This window comes from Halostagnicola larsenii XH-48 (assembly GCF_000517625.1).
Lineage (GTDB): Archaea > Halobacteriota > Halobacteria > Halobacteriales > Natrialbaceae > Halostagnicola > Halostagnicola larsenii.
Genome location: NZ_CP007055.1, coordinates 1,135,674 through 1,160,515, shown reverse-complemented (window position 1 = coordinate 1,160,515; position 24,842 = coordinate 1,135,674). Strand labels below are relative to the sequence as shown.

The following is a 24,842-nucleotide window of genomic DNA, read 5'->3' as shown; positions in this document are numbered from 1 at the left end:
GAGAGTTACAATCGACAGGAGCCGCGGCTGTGGTGGTCCACAATCGTTCGGATATGATACAACTACTCGCATGAAGGCACTCATCGCAAAACGAATCGACTCGGGAACGCCCGATACGAGCGAAATACGCGAACTCGCACAGGCCGCGGGCTACGAGGTCGTCGGCGAGATAACGCAGTCTCGAACGGCCGATGCCGCGTTGCAACTCGGCGAGGGAAAAGCGAACGAACTGGCCGAACGGGCTGGCGAGACGGAGACCGAGACGGTTATTTTCGACAATCGACTCGGCCCGTATCAGATGTACAACCTCGGGCAGTTGCTCCCCGAGGGCGTCGAGATCATCGACCGGTTTACGCTGATTCTCGAGATATTCGGCCAGCGGGCCCAGACTCGTAAGGCCCAACTGCAGGTCGAACTCGCGGAGCTTCGATACGAACTCCCTCGTGCGGAAGCCAAGACGAGTCTGGCAAAGCGGGACGAGCATCCCGGATTCATGGGGCTGGGCGAGTACGACGAGAGCCGGGAACAGGACATCAAAGCCCAGATCAGCCGGATCAGAGATGAACTCGAGCAGATCGAGCGAACCGAACAGCACCGGCGCGAACGGCGTCGCGCCTCCGGCTTCGACCTCGTCGCGCTCGCGGGCTATACGAACGCGGGGAAATCGACGCTGCTTCGCCAACTCGCCGACGATCTGGATGTCGACGAAAACGAAGAGTTGCACCCGGATCTCGATTCGACTGCAGAGTCACAGGACCGACTGTTCACGACGCTCGGAACGACGACGCGTCGGGCCGACATCGAACCGCGGGACGTGCTCGTGACGGATACGGTCGGCTTCATCAGCGACTTGCCCCACTGGCTGGTCGAATCGTTCAAGTCGACGCTCGATTCCGTCTACCGCGCCGACCTCGTCTTGCTGGTCGTCGACGTGAGCGAGCCGATCGACGAGATACACGAAAAGCTCGTCACCTGTCACGACACGCTCTACGAACGCAACGAGGCACCGATCGTCACCGTGTTGAACAAGATCGACGCCGTGAGCGAAGCGGAACTCGAGGAGAAAGCCGCCGCCCTCTCGGCGCTCGCGCCGAACCCGGTCACGGTCAGCGCCCGCGAGGGAACGAACGTCGACGAACTACTCGAGCGGATCGACAGCGAACTCCCCGACTGGGAGCGCGAACGACTCGTGTTGCCGATGACCGACGACACGATGAGCCTGGTCTCGTGGATACACGACAACGCCAACGTCGAAGACGTCACCTACGGCGACGAGGACGTGCTCCTCTCGTTCGAAGCGCGGCCGATGGTGATCTCGCAAGCGCGCTCGAGAGCGAGCGATCTCGAGGCGGCCTCGGCCTGATCGGCGTTCGATCGCAGATTCCTTCTCCCGAATCGACCCACAACCCAACGATATAAACCGACTTCCCGTGATTGTCAGGGTATGGAACGAGTTGCAATCATCGGGGCCTCGATGACCCAGTTCGGCCAGCGAGACGAGTGGATCCGCGAGTTGCTCGCCGAGGCCGGCAGTGCGTGTCTCGAGGACGCAGCCGTCGATCCGACGGACGTCGACCATCTGTACGTCTCGAACATGGCCAGCGGCGAGTTCGAAGGACAGACGGGCGTCGTCAACGCCCTCGCCCACGATCTGGGCGCGGTGCCGGCCTACACCGAACGAGTCGATCAGACGAGCTCGAGCGGCGGCGCGGGAATGTACGCGGCGTGGCGTTCGATCGCAAGCGGCGCGAGCGACATGACGCTGCTCGTCGGCGGCGAGAAGATGACACATCGTACCACCGCCGAAGCGACGGACGTCATCGCGTCGCTCACGCACCCGTGTGAGTACAAACACGGTGTCACGCTCCCCTCTTTCGCCGGACTCACCGCGCGACACTACCTCGAGCGCTTCGACGCGCCCCGGGAGAGTCTCGGGAAAGTCGCGGCGAAAAACCACAAAAACGGCGTCGACAACCCCCACGCGCAGTTCCAGAAGGAAGTCGACCTCGAGACGATCCTCGAGTCGCCGATCGTCGCCGACCCGCTTCGGCTCTACGACTTCTGCCCGATCACCGACGGGAGCGCGGCGCTCATGTTCTGTCTCGAATCGGTCGCGGCGGAGTACACAGACGACTACGTCGTCGTTTCGGGGATCGACGGGGCGACGGACACCCACGTCGTCCACGAACGGCCCGATCCGACGATCATGGGCGGCGTCGTCGAGAGCGGCGAGGGAGCCTTCGAAATGGCCGGCTACGAGCCGGACGATATCGACGTCGCGGAGCTCCACGACATGTTCACGATCCTCGAGTTCCTCCAGATGGAGGGACTCGGTTTCGCGGAGCAGGGCGAAGCCTGGAAGCTCGTCGAGGAAGGGTACACGGACCGCGATGGCGAGTTGCCAATCAACACCTCCGGCGGGTTGAAATCGAAGGGGCATCCGCTCGGTGCCAGCGGCGTCGCACAGGGCGTCGAGATTTACGAACAGCTCATGGGCGAAGCGGGACCGCGACAGGTCGATGCGGATGTCGGCCTGTGCTGTAACGTCGGCGGGTTCGGAAACTGCGTCATCACGACCATCATGGAGGCTGCAGCATGACTATGGAAGCCTACCGGTACGAAGACGGATCGATCAGCTACCCCGGCCACCCGATCGGCCCGGACGGCAGCGAACCGGTCGAGACGATCGACCTGAGCGAGTACACCGCCGAGGTGATCACGTGGACGACGAGCACGGCGACGCCGCCCGGCGTCCGCGAGCCGAACACGCTTGCGATCGTCGAATTCGATGTTGACGGCGAGCCGGTTCGCGCGATCGGACAGGCAGCAGACGACGACATCGAGACGGGCGACGAAGTCGAACCGGTCTACGTCGACGAACTCCGAGAACCGGGCGCGGGAATCAGAGAACCCGATAGTCAGGAGTGGGACGGCTACCGGTTCGAACCGATCTGATCGTACCTCCGACTCCTCGTCAGTAGTTGTTTTCGTCGTAGTTTCCCGCACCAGTAGTATGAATCCGCTAGACGCTTCTCCGGTAGCTCTGCTCGCTAGTGACCCGCGTCGTCAGCGTTGTTGCCGTCGTCAGCGTTATTGTCGTCGTCAGTGCCGCGACCGTTGCCATCGCCCGGTGAATCGTCGCCGTCGCCCTCGGACGGCCGGTCGTCATCGTCGTCGTCGGTGAACTGGTCTTTGAGCGTCTCGAGTTCGGCGTCGACATCGACGTTCGACTCGTCGGCGGCATCGACGTTCACGTCACCAGCGCCGTCCGATTCAGTGTCCTCGCCGTCGATTTCGATCGATTGGGCCTCGTTCGCCTCGGTTTGCTCGGCCACCTCCTGCAGTCGACGGTCCACGTCGTCGCGGAGATTCCGAGCTTCCGCAAGCAGGCCGGCGACGCGTTCGTCGGCCGGAACCGATCCTTCGGAGACGCCGCGCTGGAGCTCCTCGAGGACGGTATCGAGCTGCGAGACGGTCGTCTTCCGGAGCTTCTTCGCGCGCTTTTCGGTCGACTTCGCGGCCGTCTTGGTCCGATCCCGTGCATCCCGTTCCGTCTGAACGAGCTTGATACCGCGCTGGAAGGCCTCGAGCGCGCGAACGTTCGCCTTCAACACCGTGAGCGCCGCCGGGATCGCGAACTCGTCTGCGACGCGGAGCAACTCGCGCGGCGTCGGTGGGCGCAGCGGGGAACGGCGGCGCCGCGGTTCGAGCTCGGCACGGAGCTCGTCGATGGTTTCTGAGAGCTCGCGGACGGCTTCCGCGAGGTCCTCGTCACGGTCGGTCATACGCTCTCTTCGGTCTCCCGGGTGAAAAACCGGCCGATCGGGTCGGTCACCGGAACGGGTACTTTCTCGGCAGGCACCGTTCGGACCCGCGAGACCGGCGATCCAAGCGCTTTTGTCCCCACACTTCCCCTCAACAGACGTGCAAATCGAGAACAGTTTCATCCCAGTCCGGGGAGTCGGTGAAGCGACCGAACGGCGACTCTGGGCGAACGGCGTCACCCACTGGGACGAGTTCGAGGGTGAGGTCGTCGGCGAGACGCTCGCAGAACGGATCGAGTCGTTTATCGAAGACGGCACGGCGCACCTGGCCCGCGGCGACATGTCGTTTTTCGCGGACGCGTTTCCGGCCTCGAGTCACTGGCGACTCTACGAGAACGTCAAGAACGACGCGTGCTTTTTGGACATCGAGACGACGGGACTCGATTCGACCTACAACGACGTGACGACGGTCAGCGTCCACCGCGACGGTGAGACGAAGACGTTCGTCAAGGGTGACGATCTCACCGCCGACAGACTCCAGACCGAACTCGATGCGGCGTCACTGCTGGTCACCTTCAACGGAAAGCGATTCGACGTCCCCTTCCTCGAGACGTGTTACGACGTGGACGCATCGATGCCCCACGTCGATCTCATGTACCCGTGTAAGAAACTCGGACTCGACGGCGGGCTCAAGCAAGTCGAACGGGATCTCGGCATCGATCGGGACAAACCCGACCTCTCCGGACGGGACGCCGTTCGACTCTGGAACGAATACGAACGCGGCGACGAGGAGGCACTCGAGACCTTGATCGAGTACAACCGCGACGACACGGCGAACCTCGAGCCGTTGATGGAGGTCGTTTCGTCCCGGCTGCACGAGACCGTCTTCGAGGCCAATTGGTAATTACGTCGACAAATCGATGCCTATAGCTCCCCGCAGTGCGTATCGACGATTGAAATGAGCGAGTACGCCTATGAAGTGGCTATCGACGTCCGTCTCCGCGACGTCGATTTTATGGGGCACGTAAACAACGCGATCTACGCGACGTATCTCGAGGAGGCCCGCGAAGCGTACTTCACCGATATCGTCGGCCAGTCGCTCGTCGAGCTCGACACCGTTCTGGCGTCGCTCGAGATCGAGTACGAAACGCCGATCGAAGCGGAGCAGACGGTGACGGTCGGTCTAGGTGTGACAGATCTCGGTGACTCGAGCATCCCGATTGAGTACGAGATTCGGGCGGGCGGAACGCGAGCGGCCACCGCTCGTTCCGTGCAGGTCTTCGTCGACCGGGAAACCGGCCGGGCACGATCGATACCGCCGGAGCTACGCACCCGTCTCGAGGCGGATTCGGTCTAGGCTCATCCGGACCGAACCGATTCGGTCTAGACTGACCCGGACAGAACCGATTCGGTCTAGACTGACCCGGACAGAACCGATTCGGTCTAGACTGACCCGGACAGAATCTAGTTCGGTCCGAACGAAAACCGCTTGCTACGGGTCAATTAGATCGTCTCTGGCTCATCTACCAGCCCCAACATATTCTCGAGAGCCGACGAGTCGCGTCGTCGGAGTACCCCGCTCGGTTCGATGTGATCCGTCCACTTCGCGACCGTCTATGGCTCATCTCCTGACGAGATCCGCTGTCACTCGCGAACGTGGACCTCTCCATCGCTCGTGACCGTGACCTGATAGCCGCAGTACGGGAATTCGACCCGGCCGTTCGTCCGCGGCGTTCCGTCCTCTCGAGGGGCAAACAGCGCGTCGAGCGCTTCCGGATTGAGAACTTCGTAGAGCGGCTCATATTCGGGTGGCTCGATCGCCGTCGTATCGACTCCCTCTTCGTTCGCGATCGCATTGATAATCTCGAAGCTCAGCGATTGCTGAGTACTTCGGTCGGATCCGTCCACTGAGAGTAGCATTGAGCGCACACTTACCACGATCCGGTATAAATCCTGTGACCTATATCCAGTCTAATTGGATATATATGATCACCAGTGTCAATATGTGTCCGCTACGATGTATTTTAAGCGTGCCATCGAAACTAGGACAGAGACTCTCAGAATCGTTGCTATCTCTCGAGGCCATCCATCAGAACGACGGTATACTGCGAGGCAAGTGGGCAGCGTATAGCGATAGAAACTAGCGTCTTCGATGCCAGTATCGATCTAATGGAACTGAATCGACTCAAACCGATCTATCTCTTCGGCATCGTCCTCAACGCCGGTGCGCTGGTGTACGCGCTGGCGACCGAATCGTGGTTGTACGCGGGCGCATTCGTACTGATTCTTGTCTATCTCGCCTTCCGGTTCCGGATGATCGCGAACGCCTGAGTGATGGAAAGCCACGACTCGATAGGAGTCACGTCCATCTCGGCACACGTTTTGCAGATCGCTCGGTCGTCTCGCGTTTTACTCCAGCGGAAAAGTGGGGAAAGAGTGTAGGGGGAGTTGTGTCGCCTCCAGATCGGGGGAAATCTGGATGGGCATGTGGTTATTATTGGTAATGGCTAATAACTATTTCCCTTGAGTTCTCAGTGTGGACGAACTTCTGACGGAACCGGTAGGCGTTTGATCAAGACGGTGCGCTTCGACGGCGTGGTCGTGGTACCGGTCGGCCGGAGCGAAACCGCAGCTCGAAGGAGAATGGCAGAAACGGGAGTTGGCAGAAAACGCTATGATGCGGGAGCGTCGAACGGGCCGGACGAAATCAGTCAGTATGGGATTCGAACCGACGGAGGTAAGCCAGAGCAGGGATTTGAACCCCGGGAGTCTCGATTACAAGTCGAGTGCATGAACCACCCATGCTCCCCTGGCGCTATGAGTTGGTTATTCCTCCCCCTTTGAGTGTGTATCGTTTTCTTTCCGATCCGAGAGCGATCGTTCCATCGCGACGCGAAACGGTTCGTAGCCGGCCCGTCGATAGAACCGTCGCGCTGGCTCGTTTTCTGCCATCGTCTCGAGAATCAGGTCGTCGGCCCCGCGTTCGACGAGCGCGTCCTCGACGGCGCGAAGCAGCGCCGTTCCGATTCCTTGTCTCCGGTAGGCCGGCAACACGTACAGGTTCGAGAGGAATCCGCGAGTCGAGGACAGCGACAGCGATCCCTGTTCGACCGAGAACGAAGCGAACCCGGCGACCGTCCCGTCGACTCGAGCGACGAGCAAGCGGCCGTCGAAGCTGTGTGCTCCGAAAATTTCGCGCATCGCCTCCCGGTTCTGTTCGGGGAGAATGTACGAGCCGTATTCGCGTTGGCCGTGAGCGAGTTCCACCCAGTGGGTGACGATCGAGTCGAGATCGGCGGCCGTCGCGGGTTCAACGACTGGCTCGCTCGGTGTCATTCGCTGGCTCGTTCGCGGGAATTCTCGAGTGCCGAGACGGCGGGGAGCGGTTCGGCGGTGAGCATGCGGAGCGCAGCACCGCCGCCGGTGCTGACGTGCGAAAAGCCGTCGATGCCGAGCGAACGAAGGGCGGATGCGGTGTCGCCCCCGCCGACGATACTGGTTTCTACGTCCGTCGCTGCCTCGTATACCCCTCGTGTACCGGTCTGGAACTGGTCGTCTTCGAAGACGCCAGCGGGGCCGTTGAGGATAACGGTTTCGGCGTCCTCGAGGAGCCGTTCGTAGTACGCGAGCGTCGAACTCCCGATATCCAGCGCACCCTCGTCGTCCTGCGGTGGCAAGGCGTTGATACCGAGTTCGTATCGCTGTTCGTCTCGGGAGATTGCGACGTCGCGTGGCAGTGCGATTCGCTCGCCGTAGGCGTCGAGGAGGTCTCGAGCGCGGTCGATCTCGTCCCAGTAACCCTGATCGTAGATGAAATCGGAGCTCTCGTCGCCGAGGTCGACGCCGTCGGCGATCAGGAAGACGTTGCCGACGACGCCCGCGGTCAACACGTGGTCGGCGAGGTCTTTCTCGAGGACGCTCCAAGCGACGTCGATCGAATCCGAGACTTTGGCTCCGCCGAGCATGTAAACTCGCGGTTCCGTCGTCTCCTCGATCGACCCGAGCACGTCGAGTTCGGCTTCCATCACGCGTCCGGCGTAGCTCGGAAGCACTGCCGGAAACCCGACCAGCGATGGCTGGGAGCGATGGGCGGCGGCGAAGGCGTCGTTGACGTACGCGTCGAGGACGGTCGAAAGGCCCTCGACGAGATGGGTCTGTGCAGCCCGCTCGGGTTCGAACTCCATGTACTCCTCGCTGTAGAACCGGGTGTTCTCGAGGACGACGCACTCGCCGTTCTCGAGCGAACTGACCGTCTCTCGTGCGGCGTCGCTGAAGGTCACGTCGGCGTATCCGACGGGCCGCTCGAGCAGGTCCGAGAGGTGCGCGGCGTGCGTTTCGAGCCCGGTGAAATCGTCACTTCCAGGGCGGCCCTGATGGGCCAGAACAGCGACGCGACCGCCGCGATCTAAAAGTTCCGAGAGGGTATCGACGTGGGCCTGCAGTCGCGCGTCGTCGGCGAGTGACCCGTCGTCACCGATCGGACTGTTGATGTCGACGCGAACGCCCACTGTCGTCCCTTCGACGTCCAGGTCGTCGAGGGTCTCGATCATTATCGACCCTCCATCGTCTCGCCCGAAAGGTCTTTCTATCGGTCTGAGGGCGTGATTCGAGTTGACAGCTTTCGACTGAGTCCGCTTCAATTGGGCGAATCGATGCCCGTTAGACGGAGCGACAGTCCGCACAGAGGAGTTGCCCGTTGGCTTCCCAGAGCGAATCCGCAAGCGAGCCACAGGCCTCACAGATCCCCTGCGTCGAGTACTCGTCCCCGCCGTTCGGGCTAATCTCGGTTTCGTCACTTCGTCGCGAATCCAGCGATTCAGTGACGGACGCGCTCGTTCCGAGATGGCCTCGCGTCTGCTGGGTCCCCGTCACCGACCGCGCCGTCGTCGCTTGAAACGATCCAGCCGCCGCGATGACATCTCGCTGGGTGAGCACACCGAGTACGTCTCCCTCGTCTTCGATGACGAGGTTTCGGATGTTTTCTCGAGCCATTAGATCGGCGGCATCGGTGAGTGCTCGATCGCCGCGTACGGAAACGACGGGAGTGGACATCACAGAACCGATCTCGGTCTCTGCAGCATCGTCCTCGGCGGCGACGAGTCCGAGGACATCCCACTCGGTGACGATCCCGACCGGTTCCGAACCCCGGAGGACGAGCACACAGCTAACGCGTTCCTCGCGCATGAGTTGGACCGCTCCGAGCACGGTGTCTGATTCGCTGACACCGACGTACTCCGTCGTCAGAACGTCCGTGACCGATAGTTCCGTCTCCATGTGTGAACAATACGCACGGCCACTCTAAAAGCTACCTCCGTCACATTTAATCACAGCCCCGTCGAACGATTCAGGTTAGAACTCGATCCCGGCGTTTCTCCTGCGAGTAGCTCCGTCCGCTCGTACTCACTCGAGTTCGACGCGTGTTCCGTCGGCTCGACAGGTTTCGAGGGCGTGTTTGGCCCCCATTCCAGCGTCGTGGGCGTTTGCCCCTCGGCCGACGCCGACCTGAAGTTCGACGTCTACCGCGTCTTCGACGTGGGCGATCGCTTCGCGGTAGTCCGGTTCCTCGAGATTCGGACAGACGACGATGATGTTGTCGCCGCCGACGAAAAAGGAGAGACTGTCGTGGGCGTATCGCATGTGGCGCATGAGTTCTGCGTACCCCTGTTCGATCTCGATGAAGGTGTCGAAGGCGTTGAGTTCGTCCGTGTAGTTGCCGGTCGCGTCGATCACGTCGAAGTGTGCGATCTGGACGTCTTCGGTGGTTCCGTGTTCGGCTTCCACGACTCGCCCGTCGAGGATTTCTCGTCGATGTTTGTCCTGTGCGCTGCCGGCATCCTGGACGAGTTCCGTCGCATCAGCCAGCGCCTGCACCGGACTCGTTCCGGTCGCGACGCCGAGGCTCAACGTGACGGGATAGCGGTTGCCGACCGACTCCTGTAAGACGGCGTGATCCTCGAGCGAGAGGCCGTTCGTCACGGCGATCATGTTGTCGAAGCGCGTAAAGAAGGTGTAGCCGCCGTGGTTACCGACGAACTGCGAGATATCCGCATACAGCCGCGACTGCATCGTCTGCAGGTCGGCTTCGCGGCGAGGTTCGGGCGTCACCGTCCACGGGCCGTAGTTGTCGATCTGGATGAGCGTAACCTGCGTGTTAGTCACTGTGCTCGATCTTTCGAACCTGTTCGTATAAGTGATACGTAATCCAGATCCGTGATGGTCGCCCCTGCGATCGCGCGTGTCGGTCGTGTGATTACGCGTGATTTTTTTCCGGGTTGGCTCCCTTCGGGTGGTACTCCCAGAAGTCGCCGGCGCGCAGCGCATCCCCGACCGCCTTGTGCATGTCGACGATCGTCTCGAATTCCGCCGGTTCGACGTACTCGAAGATTTCGCTCATCGGGACGACCGTCCGGTGGTTGATCCGAATCGGATACTCGCCGTACTCCGCGACGAACTCCTCGCGGTCCAGCGGGAAGTCTTCCTCCTCGTCGACCTTGTCCGCGATGATCCGCATGTCGTACTTGCGCATTCCGTCGCTCCCCTCTTCGCCGTCGGGATCGACCGGCCAGTTACTGCTCATACCCGACCGTGTGCGGGGGACCCGCAAAAGGATTACTCTCCATGGCCGTCGTGACACCGGCGATCCGGCCGCTCGAGATGGGGCAACGCTGGCGGGATCGCCCAATCAGTGGAGAAACGAAAACGAGGAGATCGCCAGTTAATCGTCGGCCGTCGTGGCGTCTGCCGTGTCGCTGAGTACTTCTTCGCGGTGCTCGTCGAGCAGCGGCGCGCGACCGTGGGGCTCGGGATTGGTCTCGCTCATCTTGATCGGATTGCCCGCGATCTCGACGTCGCGGTCGGCACCGGGCTGTTCGACCGGCACGAGCATGTTCCGCGCGTGGATGTGCGGGTCGTCGAAGATTTCCTCGGTAGTCTGGACTGGCGCGGCCGGAACGCTGCCCTCGAGCTTTCCGACGAGTTCGTCGGTGGTCTGTTCGATCGCCCAGTCGGCGATCTCCTCGCGAAGCGCCTCGCGATTCTCGAGGCGTTCGGCGGCGGTCGGATACGCCTGGGCGAGGTCCTCGCGGCCCATCACGTCGCAGAGCGCCGCCCAGTGGTTATTGTTGAACGCGGCGATGACGGCGTAGCCGTCTGCGGTCTCGAATGCGTCGTAGGGAAACAGCGTCGGATGGGCGTTCCCTCGGCGGGTCGGGGATTTCCCGGAGTACGACTGCTGATAGATGGCGCGCTCGGTGAAGCTGATCATCGAGTCGTACATGGCGGTGTCGACGTACTGGCCCTCGCCGGTTTGCTCGCGGTGGTTGACCGCGGCCAGGATGCCGATGCAGTTCAGCGTCGCCGTAAAGAGGTCGCCGACGCCGGGACCGGTCTTCGTCGGCGGACCGTCGGGCTGGCCGGTGGTCTCCATGACGCCGCCCAGCGCCTGTGCGATCAGGTCGAAGGAGGGCTGGCCCTGCCGATAGGTTTCGCCGGTCCGCGGATCGCCGAACCCGCGGATCGAGGAGTAGATTAGCTCCGGATTGTGTTCGCGAAGGGTCTCGTAGCTGAGGTCGTATTTCTCCATCGTCCCCGACCGGTAGTTCTCGACGACGACATCGGCTTCTTCCACGAGCGAGAGGAAGTCCGCTCGATCGGCGTCGTCGCCGAAATCCAGTTCGATGCTTCGCTTGCCCCGGTTGACGCTCTGGAAGTATCCGCCGTAGGCTTCCTCGCTTCCGTCGTCGACGAACGGCGGATTCGAGCGAATCATATCGCCGCCCGGGCGTTCTATCTTGACGACGTCCGCTCCCATATCCGCGAGCAACATCGTACAGTACGGGCCTGCGAGGACCTGCGTGAGATCCAGCACGCGAAGGTTTGACAGCGCTCCCATACATCGACGTTCCCGACACCTCCCCAATAATCTTTGCTATTAATCATGAGGTTGTGGTTGTGTCCCACAGGGACGATGAAAGGATGTTTAAAGAATATTATCATGGAAGATCATTAACTTTATGCCCCGGTATCCCATCGGTCGGAGTACGATGTCCCAAACGGTCGTCCTCGGCGTGATCGGCTCCGACGCCCACGTCGTCGGCATTACGATCCTCGAGCAGGCATTCAACGCAGCGGGATTCGATGTCATCAACCTCGGCGTACAGACCTCTCAGGAGGAGTTCGCCGAGGCAGCACTCGAGCACGACGCGGCGGCCGTACTCGTCTCCTCGCTGTACGGCCACGCCGAACAGGACTGCCAGGGATTCCACGAGACGCTCGAGTCGACCGGCGTCGACGCGACCACCTACATCGGCGGCAACCTCACAGTCGGGCAGGACGACTTCGAGGAGACGCGAGCGACCTTCGAGGAACTCGGTTTTGACCGGGTCTTCGACTCGGAAACCGATACCGAGGAGGCGGTCGCCGCCCTGACGCAGGATCTCAGACAGCGGACGCAGGAAACGGAACGAGCGACTATTAGTTCCTAAATGATCAGTTGCTAAATGATACGAGACGAACGCATTCCGGCCGACGAGCTACAGCGTATCGACGACGAAATCAGATCGAACTGGTCGACCGGCGACGCAGTCGACTTCGAGGAAGCGATCGACTACCACGAATCGCTGCCCCAGCGAAAGCGGTTCGCCGACGTCCTCGAGTCGGCGGACAAACCGCTCTTACAGCCCCGAGCTGGCGTTCCACGACTCGACGATCAGATCGAACTGCTCGAGTACCTCCACGGCGAGGGGAAAGCGGACCTCCTCCCGACGACCATCGACTCGTACACGCGCGACAACGAGTACGAGAAAGCCCAGGAAGGCCTCGAGAAAGCCAGAGACACCGGCGAGGATACGCTCAACGGATTCCCGGCGGTCAACCACGGCGTCGAGGGCTGTCGGGAGCTGATCGACGCCATCGACGCGCCGATCGAGGTCCGTCACGGTACGCCCGATGCGCGGCTACTCGCGGCGATCACCTTCGCCGGCGGCTTCCAAAGTTTCGAGGGCGGCCCGATCTCCTACAACATTCCCTACACGAAACGCCACGGTCTCGAGGAGACCATCGAGAAGTGGCAGTTCGTCGACCGGCTCGCGGGTGCCTACACCGAACGCGGCGTTCGGATCAACCGCGAGCCGTTCGGCCCGCTGACGGGGACGCTCGTCCCGCCATCGATAGCTATCGCGATCATGCTCGTCGAAGGCAAACTCGCCGCCACGCAGGGCGTGCGGTCGATCACGCTCGGCTACGGGCAGGTCGGCAACATCGTCCAGGACGTGGCGGCGCTGAACGCCCTGAAGGAGTTGGGCAACGAGTACCTCCCCGACGAGGTCGTCGTCACGACCGTCTTCCACGAGTGGATGGGCGGGTTCCCGCCCGACGAGGCTCGAGCGAACGGCGTGATCAGCCTCGGCGGGATGACGGCCTCGATCGCACAGCCGGATAAGGTCATCACGAAGTCACCCCAGGAGTTCCAGGGCGTTCCGACGAAGGAGGCCAACTCCGCGGGGCTGCGAACGACGCGACAGGTCATCGACATGGCTATCGAACAACAGATCGACATCGACGGCATCGAGGAGGAACAGGATCTCATCGAACGGGAGACGCGGTGTCTGATGGACACCATCTTCGAGCACGGCGACGGCGACGTCGTGCAGGGGACGATACAAGCGTTCGATTCGGGTGCTCTCGACGTGCCCTTCGCACCCAGCGACAGCGCGGCGGGAGCGGTGTTACCAGCCCGTGACGACGACGGCCGCGTTCGAATCTTCGAGTGGGCCGACCTCGAGATGGACGACGACATCAAGGAGATCCACAAGGCTCGACTCTCACAGCGGGCCGACACCGAAGGCCGGGATCAGTCGTTCCGGATGGTCGCCGACGACGTGGACGCGATCAGCGACGGCAAACTCATCGGCCGACCGCAAGGGGGTGCCTGAGATGGAAATAGACGCGATCCACGCGACGCCGGGCTACTCGGGGTTTTTCTTCGACGACCAGCGGGCGATCAAGGCCGGAGCCGAACACGACGGGTTCACCTACGACGGCGAGCCCGTGACCGAGGGGTTCGACGAGATCCGACAGGCGGGCGAGTCGATCATCGTCGACGTGGAACTCGCGGACGGCACCGAGATTCGCGGCGATTGCGCCGCGGTCCAGTACTCGGGTGCCGGCGGGCGCGACCCGCTGTTTCGGGCCGACGCGTACGCCGATGTCATCGAGGGTCCCGTCAACGACGTCCTCGAGGGACGAGACGCAAACCGGTTTCTCGAGAACGCAGAACGCCTCGAGGGACTCGAGATCGGCGGCGATCGGCTCCACACGGCCATTCGGTACGGCGTCTCGCAGGCGTTGCTCGGCGCAGCTGCACACGCGGCCGGAACCACGCGGACCGACGTGTTGGCCGACGCGCTGGGCACGGAGCCGGCGAGCGAGCCGGTTCCCGTCTTCGGACAATCCGGCGACGACCGGCATACGAACACCGAGAAAATGTTCATCAAGGGCGTCCCAGTCCTTCCCCACGCGCTGATCAACAGCGTCGAAAAGATCGGCGAGGACGGCGAGACGCTGCTCGAGTACGTCGAGTGGCTCGTCGAGCGGTCTCAGGAGCTGGGTCCTGCGGGCTACGACCCCCGGTTCCACATCGACGTCTACGGCATGATCGGCGAGGTATTCGACGCGCCGTACGACCGCAACGAGGTGATCGACTACTTCGGGGCGCTCGAGGACGCGGCGGCCCCGTACCCGATCCAGATCGAGGGGCCGATGGACGTCGGCGATCGAGCCGCGCAGATCGAAGCGATGGTCGAACTGCGCGACGGGCTGGCGGACGCCGGCGTCGACGTCGACATCGTCGCCGACGAGTGGTGTAACACCTTCGAGGACGTGCGGGCGTTCGTCGACGCAGAAGCGGCCGACCTCGTCCAGATCAAAACGCCCGACCTGGGCGGCATCCACCGGAGCGGACAGGCGGTCCGCTACTGCGAGGAAACCGAGACGCGAGCGTACCTCGGCGGCACCTGCAACGAGACCGAAACCTCCGCTCGAGCCTGCGCGCACGTCGCGCTCGCGACGGACGCCGCGCAAGTGCTCGCAAAGCCAGGCATGGGTTTCGACGAGGGGTACATGATCGTCGAGAACGAGATGCGCCGAACGATCGCGCGACGGGAGCGCGCAGCGCGGACGGATGCTGACGCCGATACCCCCGTCGACGAGGTGACTGCCAATGACTGAGTGGACCGACACCGAGACGTTCGCCCGGGTGCTCGAGCGGGTCGACACGAAGGAGAAGGGAAACTGCTTCGAGGACTTCGAGGTCGGCGATCTCATCGAGCACGATCCCGGCCTCACGCTGACGAGGTGGGGCAACGAGTCGTGGATGAGCCAGACGCTGAACCACGACCCGGCCTACTGGCGGACCGACGCCGCGACCGCTCGCGGGTTCGACGAACCGCCGATCCACCCGGACTACCTCACCGCCGCGACGCTCGGGATCACCGTCGAGGACCTGAGCGAGAAGGGCGGCTACTTCCTCGGGCGGACCGACGTTCGATTCCCCGCGACGCCGGTCTACGCCGGCACCGAACTCCGCGTCGAGAGCGAGGTCGTCGACACGGCCACCTCGAGTTCTCGCCCCCAGTACGGGATCGTCTCCTGGCGGACGCGCGGACTGGACGCCGAAACCGGCGACGTGCTCTGCTCGTACGAACGAACGAACATGATCCCGCGCCGCCAGCCCGTCGAAACCGACGGCGGGGCGGAGACCGAACCGGAGGACGACGAACGCGCCGAAGACGAGGAGCTCCCCGCGGAGTTCGTGACGCCCGAGGGCGGCTACTTCGAGGACTTCGCCGCGGCGCTCGAGGACGCCGACGGCCGCAACGCCGCGGTCGCCTACCGCCACGAGCGCGGCCGTACACAGGACGACGTGACCGTCGCGTCGTTGCCGCTGGCGACGCTCAACACGGCCAAACAACACCACAACGCGGACGTGATGGGCGACTCGCCCTCCGGCGGTATCGTCACCTACGGCGACGTCACGCGCTCGACCGCGCTCGGGCACGCCCGCTCGGACGAGCGGACCTGGCGGGAGGTCGGCTTCGACGACGAGACGTTCCACACGTTCGTCGCCAGCGGCGACACCGTCTACGCGTTCACGCGCGTGCTCGAGGCCGACGACGCCGACTCGCTCGAGTCGGGCACCGTCCGCTTCGAGCACATCGCGTTCAACCAGGACGACGAGCCGGTGTACTCCGGCACCCGAACCGCGGAGATTCAGAAACGATCCAGTAACTAACCGAGCGTATCGACAGCTACCCAAATTCCACACAGACACACCACGCACATGACAGACGACATCCGACTCTGCCGTACGTTCCAGACCGCACCGGCCGCCGTTCCGAAAGACGACTCGGCGAAGTACCTCGTCTCGGCTCTCGAGTCCGAGGGGTTCCAGGCGCCCGACTGGCTGGTCCCCGACATGGAAGACGGGACCGCGCCGGACATGAAAGCCGAAGGCCTCGAGAACACGATCGAACTGGTACCCGAGTACGAATTTTCCGGCGAAATCTGGCCACGCGTCGAGTGGAGCTACGAGGACGAGGAGTACTGCGAGAAAGGGCGCGACCAGATCGACCGGCTGGTCGCCGAAATCGGCGACGAGATCGACGGCGTCGTCGTGCCGAAGGTCGGCCGCCTTGAGGACGTCGAGCGGGCCGCGGAAGTCGTCGCGGAGGCCGAAGCCGAACACGGCTACGCGGACGGCTCGATCGGCCTCTCGATCATCGTCGAGACCGGCCGCGCTCGATCCGACCTGCGCGAAATCGCGAAATTCGGCGCTGACTCGAGACTCACCGCGCTGATCTTCGGTCCCGTCGACTACGCGGCCGAGCTCGGCGGTCGAAACCTCGGCGACGGCATGCCCCGCTGGGACGGCCTCCTCGAGGCGCTCTCGAACGAGGCCAGCGCCGGCGACCTGCTCTCGATCGGCGGGCCGTTCGACGACCTGTTCAAAGAGCGCGCCGGGCTGACCTACTACAACGCCGACGCGTACGCGGATCAGGTCGAACACGAGGCCAAACTCGGGCTGGACGGCTCCTGGTCGCTCTATCCGAAACAGACCATCCAGGCCAACACGATCCACATGCCGACGCCCGAGGAACTCGAGCGTGACGTGCACAAGATCGAGCGGTTCAACGAGGCCAAGCGCGAGGGCACCGGCGCGGTCACCATCGACGGCCAGATGGTCGACGAGGCGACGTTCAAAACCTTCCGAAACACCGTCCAGCAGGTGCGAGCGATCGACGACACCCGCCCCGCACAGACCGAGGACTACTACGAGGCGGCCCTCCTCGAGCGCGCGCGCGAACTCGAACTTTCCTACCGGTAGCAACTAATCGGTTTCGCACCGGTAGCAACTGGTCTGTGGCTAACCCACGATTTCTACGAATCGGTCAGAAACCGCGTTTGTACCGTCTTCTGGTCTCGAGCCTCGTGCTCGAGCAATCGCCGTTTCGTCGCCACGCCGTCGGCCGCCGAGTAGCCGTTGAGGTCGCCGTCGCTCCCGACGACGCGGTGACAGGGGACGAGTATCGGCACGGGGTTTCGCCCGCAGGCCTGCCCGACGGCGATCGGGCTGGTCTCGAGGTCCGCCGCGAGGTCGCCGTAGGATCGCGTCTCGCCGTAGGGAATCTCGGCCATCGCGGTCATCACCTCGCCGAGGAGTCCGTCTGGGGTGATGATCTCGAGGTCGAACGCCCGTCGGTCGCCGCGTTCGTACTCGTCTATTTGCGCTCGAATATCGGCGGTCGATTCGGTGACGACCGATTCGTCGATTTCGATGGTGGAGTTGAAAATGGGTACGTCCATGGGTGGAAGTGCGTTCAGTAGAGCATACCGATATATTATTCAAGCATCCGTTGTGGGGAGCGAAACCGAGAACGTGGCTCCCTCACCTGCGTCCGAGTCGACCCATATCCGTCCATCATGACGGGTAACGATTCGCTTGCAAAGTGCGAGTCCGATACCCGTGCCAGCGTGTTCGTCCTGAGCGTGGAGGCGCTGGAACACCTCAAAAATACGATCTTGATTCTCCGAGTCGATGCCGATCCCTTTATCACTGACTGACAGAACCCACTCGTTGCCGGCCTGTGTGGCCGAGACGTGTACACGTGGCGGTTCGTCACCGCTGTATTCGATAGCGTTCTCGAGGAGGTTCTGGAACAACTGGTAGAGCTGGCTGGCGTCACCGTCGACCGTCGGGAGCTCCTCGGTCGTGATTTCAGCATCGTGTTCTGCGATCTGTAACTGAAGGTCAGCCAGCACGTCCTCGAGGACAGCGTTTAGGTCCACTGATTCGAACGGATCACCCCTCGTCTCGACGCGAGAGTACTCAAGCAAGTCATCGATCATTGTGCGCATCCGGTCAGCACCGTCTACAGCAAATTCGATGAACTCCTCACCGGTCTCGTCGAGTTCGTGGGCGTATTGTTTTTCGATGAGTTGTAGATAACTCGTGATCATGCGTAGCGGTTCTTGGAGGTCGTGGGAGGCTGAGTACGCGAACTGTTCTAAGCGTTCGTTCGACTCCTTGAGTTTGCGCTCGTACGTCTTCCGTTCGGTTATGTCACGAGCGACGCCAACCATTCGCGTCGATCCGTCGTCATCTTGAACGGGTTGACCAGGAGCGACGATCCATCGCACTTCACCGTCGCGAACGATGCGGATTTCTTCGCCGTTCGGCTCGCCCGTTTCGAGAGAGTTCTCGATAACCTGCTGTGTCTTCTGTCTGTCCTCCGGGTGAACGACATCGATGAACTCGTCCCAGCGTTCGATTGTTGTGCCGTAGAGTGATTCTGCCGACGGATAGAACGACACCTGATCGGTATCGACGTTCCAGTCCCAGACGACCGAATCAGTTGTCCTGAGGGCGAATTCCATCCGGTCTCGAACGCGCTGCAGTTCCCGCTCGCGCTCTTTTTGCTCGGTCACGTCCTGGAGTGCTCCGCGGAGCGAGACGACCTCTCCGTCCTCTCTGTCGGGATCACCGACGACGTGGAGCCAGCGCACTTCGCCGCTGACCGTTCTGATCCGAACCTCCACATCGAACGAAGTGCCGGTGGTGAGTGCCTCCTCAACGGCGTTCTCGATGATCTCTTGGTCCTCCTCGTGGTAGAGGCTGAGGGCCTCGTCCAGCGATGGTTCCTCGTCGGAGGGCACCTCCAGAACATCGAAGATCTGGTCGGTCCAGAGCACCTCACGTGTGTCCGTATCGATCTCCCAGCCGCCGACATCCGCAATGCGTTGTGCCTTCTCCAGTAGTTCGCGCGTCCGTTCGAGTTCCGCTTCACGCTCCTTGCGATCGGTGATATCCCGAAAGTAGACGGAAAGACCGGACTCCGAGGGGTAGATACGGACCATCGCCCAGATTCCCAATGCATCAGAGTACCGTTCGAAAGTCGTCGGTTCCTGAGTGGCCATCGCCGTCTCGAACCGCTCGAATATCGAATCGGATTCGGTGTCCTCGAGCACCTCCCAGGGTTGTCGTCCGAGAAGTTCCCCTGCCGATTTGTCGAAGTACGCCTCGGCATGCTCGTTTACGTACTCAAATTTGAACTCGGCGTCGAGAGCATAGAACGCGTCATCGATTCGCTCGAAGATGTCGTCGAGTTCTCGTTCGAGTTCGTCGCGCTGACGCTCGAGTCGCTCGTTCTGCTCCTCTAGCTGTCGCTCGTACTTTCGGCGCTCGGTCAAGTCGCGGGTAACCTTCGTGAATCCCTGGAGCGTCCCCTCACTGTTCCGGATCGCGGTGATTATCACGTTCGCCCAGAAGTGCGAGCCGTCGTTGCGGACCCGCCAACCTTCGTCCTCGACCCGGCCCTCGGACATCGCGGTTTCGAGATTCTGCGTAGGTATGTCATCGGCGATATCGTCGTCGGTATAGAACGTCGAGAAGTGTTCGCCGATGATCTCGTCCTCTGAGTATCCTTTGATCCGCTCGGCACCTTCGTTCCAACTGACGACTGTGCCCTCGGGGTCGAGCATGAAAATGGCATAATCTTCGACGGCACTCACGAAGGCATGGAATTGCTCTTCATCCGGCTCTTGATCGTTTGAGAGGTTTTTCTGAGGTTTCCACCAGATCCGTGTCGAATCGTCTCTTTGTTTCGTTTCTATCTCTCCCCGTTCGGCAAGGTCCTCGAGATAGCGGCGTGTGGTTTGACGAGGGCACTCCAGCGCATCGGCGACTTCATCGGTAAAGAACGGTGTTGACGACTGATATGTTTGGCTGAAAAACCCCTTGACATCATTTATCGTGATATCTGGTGTCGATCGAGGGGAACCCATTTACTCCGCTTATCGTCGTGAGCCTATAAGCGCTTACGTTACCGATGTAGACTCCTCAAAATAACCGACATTTTGGGACAAAGTATGTGTCTTGTATAGAGCAGGACGCAGAAATCATACCCTTCTCGGTGCGATTTCCATCGGTTAGTGAAAAAACGGTAGGTTGGGATTTGAACTACTCCCGAGAACCTGCTCGCTTCGTTCGCAGAACCTCGGTATAATTCAAATCCAACTTTCCTCGCTGTCGCTCACGAAATTGTTTGCGACAGCAACGGTGGGGTTGGGATTTGAACCCAAGAGGCTGACGCCACCTGCTTTCAAGGCAGGCGCAATAGGCCGCTCTGCCACCCCACCTCGTCTCCCTTTTCCGCATCGGGTTAAAAAGCGTTGTCGGTCTCTCGGCGCTCGAGTCGTTCGTCTTCCCCAACCCTGAGCCCCAACTCCGCGACCGCGTTCGCGGTCTCGAGCGCTCGAACCTTCCCCGCGGCCCGCTGGGCCTCGAGCGTCGCGACCGTCGCACAGAGCCCCGCCTCGGTTGCGACGGTCGGGAACATCGCCGCGAAACCGGTGTCGAGTCCGGCGTCGGCCGCTCGAGTCGCGAGCGTCGACAGTTCGGGAACGGCGTACGCATCGGTGAAGTCGACCGAGTCGGAGAACGCGGCGAAATACGTTCGTCCGATCGAGGACGGCCCGAGCACGACGTCGTGGCGGCGGATCGACATCGCCGCACCGTCGATTTCGGTTCGCCCGACGAGCGGGGCGGTGGGTTCGAGCACGCCCACGCTCGCCGTCTCCTCGCGCTCGAGCAGGTGCGTGACCGTGTTGCCGACTCGAGCCGACCGGGTGGAGCCGACCTGTCGTTCGACCCGAGCGCTGTCTGCGCTTTCTTCCGTGAGCGCGTCGTCGACGAGCGATCGGACTTCGGCTTCCGGATCGCCGCCGTCGAACTCCGCTGGTAGCGTGTCTTCGTCCCGGTAGTTCACGAGCAGGTCGCCGCCGCTTGCCGCGACGGTCTGGAGCACGTCGGCCGTCGTCGCCTCGTAGAGTCGCCTCGCTTCGGGCTCCGAAAGCGGCGTCCGTTCGGCGAGCGACGCGAGTGCCAGTCCGTCTCGAGGTGGGTCGACCGGGACGACGACGATCATAGGTGTTCGTCGGCTCCGACGAGCCTTGAAGGCAGTGCTTCGCGGGTCCTCGAGCGTCGGCGAGCAAGCAGACAGATAGCCGAACCGGCAGACGGATGGCCAAACCGCCCGACGAATTATAGTTGACCAACCGAATACACCCCGTATGGACTATCGAACCCAGAGCGCGGTACTCGGACTGTTCGTGATCGGCGTGCTCGCCGCCCTCGGAATCGCCAGTTTCGTGGACAGCTTCGCGCTCCAGACCGCCGAAACGCTACTCGCGCCGACGATCGGATCGATCGTACTCGTCGCCGTCGTCGTTGGCAGTCTCGTCGCGCTCGGATCGCGCTCGAGGCGGTGGCTGGCGAATCCGTACTGGTAGTTCGGAGGGTATCTCACACCTCGACGCCCACTCAATCCGAAGAAAACTGGTTAACGGCCCTGTCGCCCCTTCGTTTGCCGATAATCAGTCGCCAGTAGCTCGGCGAACGCCTCGACCCACGCCTGGGTTTGGGCGTCGGTCTGGTCGTCCGGCGCAATCATCGGCACGAGTTCGAACCCGCGCCCGCGGATGCGCTCGCCGTGTGCCTCCTCGAGGTCGAGTTCCTCGGCGGGCGTGCGCGTGTACTCGACAGCGATTTCTTCCAGTGCGCGCTCGCCCACCGGGACGATTATTTCGGGGTTGATCATCCGGATTTCGGCCTCGAGATACGGCTCGCAGTTTCTGACCTCCTCCTCGGTCGGCCGACGGTCCGGATCGCGACACCGGGTGAGATTGGTCAGGTACACGTCGACCAGTTCGGGGTCGGCTCGAGGCGATGTCATATCACAAAGACCGAGGCGCTCGAGAATCCGTCGGACGCCGCCGCTGGCTGCCCCCTCGTCCGCGTCGGGAGCGACGAAGGGGACGCCCGCGTCGTCGGATTCCGAACTCGGACGCTCGCCGACGAACAGGAAGTCCGCTCCCACGTCCCCGTAGCCGTGGACGACCTGCGTTCGCGTTTCACAGAGCGCCGGACAGTTGCGACACGCCTCGTCCATGCCGAAGGGGTTCGCTCGAGAGTGTTGGTTCGCGTCCACAGCGAGCCTCTCGCGCCGTGGGAACAAAAACGCCGCGTCTGTGGTGTGAAGGAGGAGCCGAACTACGGCGACGAATCGGGCCAGCCCGAAATCGATCTACCGATCGAGACCGCCGCGTTCGGTAACCTCGAGGATGAACTTGACGTTTCGAACGATCTCTTCGGGGCTCGTCTCCTCGTCGGCGTCGTAGAGGTCGCTGGTCCGGTAGAGGATGCTCGCGAGTTGCTTGCGCTCGCTCGAGTCGCCGCGAACGTCGTCTGCGATTGCGCGCAACCGCTCGACCCGCTCGGGATCGGGTTCGAACGTGCGGTCGTCGGAAGCACTTGACCGTTGTGAGCCACCGTCTGCGGGATCTACCTCCTCGGAGTCGGTCATTCGTCTGCGGGTGCCGGCGTCTCGGTGCTGTTGGGTATCGCTCGTCGGTGGACGATGCCGACGTTGTTCGAGACGTTTTCGCTGATTTCGCGAAAGGCCTCGCCGGTGTCGTTGTCCTCGTCGAGCACGACCGGCGCGCCTTCGTCGCCGCCCTCGCGGACGGTTGGATCGAGCGGCACCGAACCCAGGAACGGCATATCGTGGGTGGAAGCGAACTCCTCGCCGCCGCCCGAGCCGAAGATGTCGTGTTCGCCGCCACAGTCGGGACACGCGAACGTCGACATGTTCTCGGCGATTCCCAGCACGACGGTGTCGTGCTTTGCGAACATCTCGAGTCCCTTCCGGGCGTCGTCGAGCGCGACGTCCTGCGGCGTCGTCACGATGACCGCGCCCGTGACGGGCATCGTCTGGAGCATGGTTAACTGGGTGTCGCCGGTTCCCGGCGGCAGGTCGATGACGAGGTAATCGAGGTGACCCCACTCGACGTCCTCGGTAAGTTGCGTGATGACCTTGTGGACCATCGGACCGCGCCAGATGACGGGATCGCCTTCGCCGGTCAGAAACGCCATGCTCATCAGTTTCACGCCGAACTTCTCGGGCGGAACGAGCGTTTCGTCCTCGGTCGCCATCGGCGGCTCGTCGGCGTCGACCATCCGCGGAACGTTCGGCCCGTAGACGTCGGCGTCGAAGAGGCCGACGCGCGCGCCCTGTTGTGAGAGCCCGGCGGCGAGGTTGACGGCCATCGTCGATTTGCCGACTCCGCCCTTCCCGGACGCGACGGCGATGACGTTTTTGACGTTCGGGAGGACCTGTTCGTCGGTGGTGAGGTCGTCCCGATCCGGAATGCTCGCGGAGAGATCGACCTCGAGTCCGTCGGCCTCGAGGACGGTCCGAACGTCCCCGGCGATAGCCGTCTCCGACGGCGAGTACGGTGCTCCGAGGGCGAGGTCGATCGTCACCTCGTCGTCCTCGACGGTGAGGTCGTTGATCAGCCCGAGTGAGACGATATCGTCTCCGAGATCGGGGTCCTCGACCGATCGGAGACGTTCGCGAACGGCGGCTTCATCCATGTCCGTACGTCCGCCCCGTGATCGAAAAAGGGTTGTGTTACTCCATTTGTGGCGCCTCTCGAGCGCATAATTAGTTCGAATATCAATGGGTTCGAATAGATCTGGCGCTCTCTGCGTCGGGTTCCCGGAACACCTTTTGCGCTCACGGCTGTGGTGACGAATATGATCGACGAGACGGCCGAGGAAATCAGGGAGATGCAAACACACAGTTCCTCGGTGGTGGCCATCAACGCGACGCGCGCGCTCAGAGACTTGCTCGACCGCGAGTACGCGACCGTCGAGGAGTATCTCCGTGCGTTAGAGCAGAACGGAAATGTGCTCCGGCGAGCGAATCCATCGCACGCGTCACTGCAAAACGCGGTTCGGACGGTCAACAGTGAGGTAACTGCTGAAGATCCTGAAACCGTCGAGGCGGCGAAGACGGCTACGGAGACGCACATCCAGGCGGTCATCGCTCGGATCGAATCCGCCAAGCGCCGAGCCGCGGAAAACGCCGTCGACGTGCTCCGTGACGGCGACACCCTGTTAACTCACGATTACTCCTCGACGGTTCTCGAGGCGCTCGAAATCGCCTCGGATGCGGGCAAACAGATCGACGTCTACGTGACCGAAGCACGGCCGAGATACATCGGGCGAAAAACCGTCAGAGAACTCTCGACGTTCGAGAACGTCGACCCGACGCTGATCACCGACAGCGCCAACGGCGTCTATCTCGAGGACTGTGACCGCGTCGTCATCGGAATGGACTGCATCGTCGACGAAACGCTGTACAACCGCGTCGGTACGCTTCCGATCGTTGCTACCGCCGACCAGCTCGACGTTCCCGTGACCGTGCTCGGCTCGGCGGCGAAGCTCATCACCGAGGGGTTCGTATTCGAAAACGAGTTTCGATCCGGTAGCGAGGTATTACTCGAACCCGCAGAGGGCTTTGCTGTCAAAAACCCGGCCTACGACGCGACGCCAATCTCGTTGCTCGAGAGCGTCATTACCGACGACGGAACGGCGACGTTTTGAAAGCGCTTCGAACGTCGGTCGTGTCCAACGAACCCATCTGCCCGCCAGATAACCTGTCCTGATTCTGTCGCTGATGA

At 62.1% G+C, this 24,842-nt stretch carries 27 protein-coding genes and 2 tRNA genes; 13 read left to right on the top strand and 16 right to left on the bottom strand.

Annotated elements, in window-relative coordinates:
• The first annotated feature begins 70 nt into the window (after nt 1-70).
• From hflX to HALLA_RS05815, 3 genes are all read left to right on the top strand, one after another.
• Nucleotides 71-1,363 carry a GTPase HflX gene (gene hflX / locus HALLA_RS05825; RefSeq protein WP_049952503.1) on the top strand — a complete coding sequence of 431 codons (1,293 nt, stop codon included), beginning with the start codon at nt 71-73 and terminating at the stop codon, nt 1,361-1,363.
• A gap of 81 nt (nt 1,364-1,444) precedes the next feature.
• Nucleotides 1,445-2,599: a thiolase family protein gene (locus HALLA_RS05820; protein ID WP_049952502.1), complete on the top strand. Its 1,155-nt coding sequence runs from the start codon at nt 1,445-1,447 to the stop codon at nt 2,597-2,599.
• Nucleotides 2,596-2,955: an OB-fold domain-containing protein gene (locus HALLA_RS05815; RefSeq protein WP_049952501.1), complete on the top strand. Its 360-nt coding sequence runs from the start codon at nt 2,596-2,598 to the stop codon at nt 2,953-2,955. The genes HALLA_RS05820 and HALLA_RS05815 overlap by 4 nt, the downstream gene beginning before the upstream one ends.
• A 95-nt stretch (nt 2,956-3,050) precedes the next feature.
• Here the strand turns inward: HALLA_RS05815 and HALLA_RS05810 are convergent, their stop codons facing one another.
• Nucleotides 3,051-3,785, bottom strand: a complete 735-nt coding sequence (locus tag HALLA_RS05810) for a DUF7547 family protein (RefSeq protein WP_049952500.1) — start codon at nt 3,783-3,785, stop codon at nt 3,051-3,053.
• 139 nt (nt 3,786-3,924) lie between these two features.
• Here HALLA_RS05810 and HALLA_RS05805 point away from each other — a divergent pair, with 139 nt between their 5' ends.
• Nucleotides 3,925-4,668, top strand: a complete 744-nt coding sequence (locus HALLA_RS05805) for a ribonuclease H-like domain-containing protein (protein WP_049952499.1) — start codon at nt 3,925-3,927, stop codon at nt 4,666-4,668.
• Nucleotides 4,669-4,722: 54 nt separating this feature from the next.
• Nucleotides 4,723-5,121 (top strand): acyl-CoA thioesterase, encoded by a 399-nt coding sequence (locus HALLA_RS05800; protein WP_049952498.1) that lies wholly within the window; start codon nt 4,723-4,725, stop codon nt 5,119-5,121.
• Nucleotides 5,122-5,408: 287 nt separating this feature from the next.
• On the opposite strand, the gene HALLA_RS05795 is transcribed toward HALLA_RS05800, so the two are convergent.
• Complete coding sequence (locus HALLA_RS05795; RefSeq protein ID WP_049952497.1) at nt 5,409-5,684, bottom strand: HalOD1 output domain-containing protein; 276 nt, start codon at nt 5,682-5,684, stop codon at nt 5,409-5,411.
• 249 nt (nt 5,685-5,933) lie between these two features.
• Between HALLA_RS05795 and HALLA_RS20975 the strand changes: the two genes are divergently transcribed.
• The gene (locus HALLA_RS20975; RefSeq protein ID WP_169732115.1) at nt 5,934-6,095 is read left to right on the top strand and encodes a hypothetical protein; all 162 of its coding nucleotides are present in this window, start codon (nt 5,934-5,936) and stop codon (nt 6,093-6,095) included.
• A 409-nt stretch (nt 6,096-6,504) separates the two neighbouring features.
• Here HALLA_RS20975 and HALLA_RS05790 read toward each other — a convergent pair.
• From HALLA_RS05790 to mct, 7 genes are all read right to left on the bottom strand, one after another.
• Nucleotides 6,505-6,578, bottom strand: a tRNA-Thr gene (locus HALLA_RS05790).
• A gap of 12 nt (nt 6,579-6,590) precedes the next feature.
• Complete coding sequence (locus HALLA_RS05785; protein ID WP_049952496.1) at nt 6,591-7,100, bottom strand: GNAT family N-acetyltransferase; 510 nt, start codon at nt 7,098-7,100, stop codon at nt 6,591-6,593.
• A complete protein-coding gene (locus HALLA_RS05780) occupies nt 7,097-8,314 on the bottom strand; it encodes a phosphoglycerate kinase (protein ID WP_049952495.1) in 1,218 nt (405 codons plus the stop codon). The genes HALLA_RS05785 and HALLA_RS05780 overlap by 4 nt, the downstream gene beginning before the upstream one ends.
• Nucleotides 8,315-8,423: 109 nt before the next feature.
• Complete coding sequence (locus HALLA_RS05775; RefSeq protein ID WP_049952494.1) at nt 8,424-9,038, bottom strand: CBS domain-containing protein; 615 nt, start codon at nt 9,036-9,038, stop codon at nt 8,424-8,426.
• 126 nt (nt 9,039-9,164) lie between these two features.
• Nucleotides 9,165-9,923, bottom strand: coding sequence for a GTP cyclohydrolase III (locus HALLA_RS05770; protein ID WP_049952493.1), 759 nt, complete (start codon nt 9,921-9,923; stop codon nt 9,165-9,167).
• 91 nt (nt 9,924-10,014) lie between these two features.
• Nucleotides 10,015-10,341 (bottom strand): DUF5785 family protein, encoded by a 327-nt coding sequence (locus tag HALLA_RS05765; RefSeq protein WP_049952492.1) that lies wholly within the window; start codon nt 10,339-10,341, stop codon nt 10,015-10,017.
• 138 nt (nt 10,342-10,479) lie between these two features.
• Nucleotides 10,480-11,655, bottom strand: a complete 1,176-nt coding sequence (mct, locus tag HALLA_RS05760) for a succinyl-CoA:mesaconate CoA-transferase (RefSeq protein WP_049952491.1) — start codon at nt 11,653-11,655, stop codon at nt 10,480-10,482.
• Between the two features lie 151 nt (nt 11,656-11,806).
• Here mct and glmS point away from each other — a divergent pair, with 151 nt between their 5' ends.
• The 5 genes from glmS to citE are packed head-to-tail and all read left to right on the top strand — an operon-like array spanning nt 11,807 to nt 17,145.
• Nucleotides 11,807-12,247 carry a methylaspartate mutase subunit S gene (gene glmS, locus HALLA_RS05755; protein ID WP_049952490.1) on the top strand — a complete coding sequence of 147 codons (441 nt, stop codon included), beginning with the start codon at nt 11,807-11,809 and terminating at the stop codon, nt 12,245-12,247.
• A 15-nt stretch (nt 12,248-12,262) separates the two neighbouring features.
• A complete protein-coding gene (locus tag HALLA_RS05750) occupies nt 12,263-13,696 on the top strand; it encodes a methylaspartate mutase subunit E (protein WP_049952489.1) in 1,434 nt (477 codons plus the stop codon).
• Between the two features lies 1 nt (nt 13,697).
• Entirely contained in the window at nt 13,698-14,990 is a 1,293-nt protein-coding gene (locus tag HALLA_RS05745; protein ID WP_049952488.1) for a methylaspartate ammonia-lyase, read from the top strand.
• Nucleotides 14,983-16,053, top strand: a complete 1,071-nt coding sequence (gene mch, locus HALLA_RS05740) for a 2-methylfumaryl-CoA hydratase (RefSeq protein ID WP_049952487.1) — start codon at nt 14,983-14,985, stop codon at nt 16,051-16,053. The genes HALLA_RS05745 and mch overlap by 8 nt, the downstream gene beginning before the upstream one ends.
• A 48-nt stretch (nt 16,054-16,101) precedes the next feature.
• A complete protein-coding gene (citE, locus tag HALLA_RS05735) occupies nt 16,102-17,145 on the top strand; it encodes an L-malyl-CoA/beta-methylmalyl-CoA lyase (protein WP_049952486.1) in 1,044 nt (347 codons plus the stop codon).
• A gap of 53 nt (nt 17,146-17,198) precedes the next feature.
• Here the strand turns inward: citE and HALLA_RS05730 are convergent, their stop codons facing one another.
• From HALLA_RS05730 to HALLA_RS05715, 4 genes are all read right to left on the bottom strand, one after another.
• Complete coding sequence (locus tag HALLA_RS05730; RefSeq protein ID WP_049952485.1) at nt 17,199-17,624, bottom strand: methylated-DNA--[protein]-cysteine S-methyltransferase; 426 nt, start codon at nt 17,622-17,624, stop codon at nt 17,199-17,201.
• 39 nt (nt 17,625-17,663) lie between these two features.
• Nucleotides 17,664-20,102 carry a PAS domain-containing sensor histidine kinase gene (locus tag HALLA_RS05725; RefSeq protein ID WP_049952484.1) on the bottom strand — a complete coding sequence of 813 codons (2,439 nt, stop codon included), beginning with the start codon at nt 20,100-20,102 and terminating at the stop codon, nt 17,664-17,666.
• A gap of 272 nt (nt 20,103-20,374) precedes the next feature.
• Nucleotides 20,375-20,456 (bottom strand) — tRNA-Ser (locus HALLA_RS05720).
• A 23-nt stretch (nt 20,457-20,479) separates the two neighbouring features.
• Entirely contained in the window at nt 20,480-21,244 is a 765-nt protein-coding gene (locus tag HALLA_RS05715) for a hypothetical protein (protein WP_049952483.1), read from the bottom strand.
• Nucleotides 21,245-21,389: 145 nt separating this feature from the next.
• Between HALLA_RS05715 and HALLA_RS05710 the strand changes: the two genes are divergently transcribed.
• Complete coding sequence (locus tag HALLA_RS05710; RefSeq protein WP_049952482.1) at nt 21,390-21,608, top strand: hypothetical protein; 219 nt, start codon at nt 21,390-21,392, stop codon at nt 21,606-21,608.
• Between the two features lie 50 nt (nt 21,609-21,658).
• Here HALLA_RS05710 and HALLA_RS05705 read toward each other — a convergent pair whose 3' ends face one another.
• The 3 genes from HALLA_RS05705 to HALLA_RS05695 all read right to left on the bottom strand — a co-directional run bounded on the left by HALLA_RS05705 (nt 21,659) and on the right by HALLA_RS05695 (nt 23,751).
• Nucleotides 21,659-22,306 (bottom strand): uracil-DNA glycosylase, encoded by a 648-nt coding sequence (locus HALLA_RS05705; protein ID WP_084568940.1) that lies wholly within the window; start codon nt 22,304-22,306, stop codon nt 21,659-21,661.
• A gap of 96 nt (nt 22,307-22,402) precedes the next feature.
• Nucleotides 22,403-22,681: a hypothetical protein gene (locus tag HALLA_RS05700; RefSeq protein WP_049952480.1), complete on the bottom strand. Its 279-nt coding sequence runs from the start codon at nt 22,679-22,681 to the stop codon at nt 22,403-22,405.
• Nucleotides 22,678-23,751, bottom strand: coding sequence for an Mrp/NBP35 family ATP-binding protein (locus tag HALLA_RS05695; RefSeq protein ID WP_049952479.1), 1,074 nt, complete (start codon nt 23,749-23,751; stop codon nt 22,678-22,680). The genes HALLA_RS05700 and HALLA_RS05695 overlap by 4 nt, the downstream gene beginning before the upstream one ends.
• A 162-nt stretch (nt 23,752-23,913) precedes the next feature.
• Here HALLA_RS05695 and HALLA_RS05690 point away from each other — a divergent pair, with 162 nt between their 5' ends.
• Nucleotides 23,914-24,765, top strand: coding sequence for a translation initiation factor eIF-2B (locus tag HALLA_RS05690; protein WP_049952478.1), 852 nt, complete (start codon nt 23,914-23,916; stop codon nt 24,763-24,765).
• The last annotated feature ends 77 nt before the right edge of the window (nt 24,766-24,842 follow it).

Coding starts and splice junctions, on each gene's coding strand:
- HALLA_RS05800 (WP_049952498.1), top strand. CDS start 4,723: ATGAGCGAGTACGCCTATGAAGTGGCTATCGACGTCCGTCTCCGCGAC.
- mch (WP_049952487.1), top strand. CDS start 14,983: ATGACTGAGTGGACCGACACCGAGACGTTCGCCCGGGTGCTCGAGCGG.
- HALLA_RS05750 (WP_049952489.1), top strand. CDS start 12,263: ATGATACGAGACGAACGCATTCCGGCCGACGAGCTACAGCGTATCGAC.
- glmS (WP_049952490.1), top strand. CDS start 11,807: ATGTCCCAAACGGTCGTCCTCGGCGTGATCGGCTCCGACGCCCACGTC.
- HALLA_RS05695 (WP_049952479.1), bottom strand. CDS start 23,751: ATGGATGAAGCCGCCGTTCGCGAACGTCTCCGATCGGTCGAGGACCCC.
- HALLA_RS05715 (WP_049952483.1), bottom strand. CDS start 21,244: ATGATCGTCGTCGTCCCGGTCGACCCACCTCGAGACGGACTGGCACTC.
- HALLA_RS05820 (WP_049952502.1), top strand. CDS start 1,445: ATGGAACGAGTTGCAATCATCGGGGCCTCGATGACCCAGTTCGGCCAG.
- HALLA_RS05775 (WP_049952494.1), bottom strand. CDS start 9,038: ATGGAGACGGAACTATCGGTCACGGACGTTCTGACGACGGAGTACGTC.
- HALLA_RS05810 (WP_049952500.1), bottom strand. CDS start 3,785: ATGACCGACCGTGACGAGGACCTCGCGGAAGCCGTCCGCGAGCTCTCA.
- citE (WP_049952486.1), top strand. CDS start 16,102: ATGACAGACGACATCCGACTCTGCCGTACGTTCCAGACCGCACCGGCC.
- HALLA_RS05795 (WP_049952497.1), bottom strand. CDS start 5,684: ATGCTACTCTCAGTGGACGGATCCGACCGAAGTACTCAGCAATCGCTG.
- hflX (WP_049952503.1), top strand. CDS start 71: ATGAAGGCACTCATCGCAAAACGAATCGACTCGGGAACGCCCGATACG.
- HALLA_RS05730 (WP_049952485.1), bottom strand. CDS start 17,624: ATGGACGTACCCATTTTCAACTCCACCATCGAAATCGACGAATCGGTC.
- HALLA_RS20975 (WP_169732115.1), top strand. CDS start 5,934: ATGGAACTGAATCGACTCAAACCGATCTATCTCTTCGGCATCGTCCTC.
- HALLA_RS05700 (WP_049952480.1), bottom strand. CDS start 22,681: ATGACCGACTCCGAGGAGGTAGATCCCGCAGACGGTGGCTCACAACGG.
- HALLA_RS05765 (WP_049952492.1), bottom strand. CDS start 10,341: ATGAGCAGTAACTGGCCGGTCGATCCCGACGGCGAAGAGGGGAGCGAC.
- mct (WP_049952491.1), bottom strand. CDS start 11,655: ATGGGAGCGCTGTCAAACCTTCGCGTGCTGGATCTCACGCAGGTCCTC.
- HALLA_RS05780 (WP_049952495.1), bottom strand. CDS start 8,314: ATGATCGAGACCCTCGACGACCTGGACGTCGAAGGGACGACAGTGGGC.
- HALLA_RS05815 (WP_049952501.1), top strand. CDS start 2,596: ATGACTATGGAAGCCTACCGGTACGAAGACGGATCGATCAGCTACCCC.
- HALLA_RS05785 (WP_049952496.1), bottom strand. CDS start 7,100: ATGACACCGAGCGAGCCAGTCGTTGAACCCGCGACGGCCGCCGATCTC.
- HALLA_RS05745 (WP_049952488.1), top strand. CDS start 13,698: ATGGAAATAGACGCGATCCACGCGACGCCGGGCTACTCGGGGTTTTTC.
- HALLA_RS05725 (WP_049952484.1), bottom strand. CDS start 20,102: ATGGGTTCCCCTCGATCGACACCAGATATCACGATAAATGATGTCAAG.
- HALLA_RS05690 (WP_049952478.1), top strand. CDS start 23,914: ATGATCGACGAGACGGCCGAGGAAATCAGGGAGATGCAAACACACAGT.
- HALLA_RS05710 (WP_049952482.1), top strand. CDS start 21,390: ATGGACTATCGAACCCAGAGCGCGGTACTCGGACTGTTCGTGATCGGC.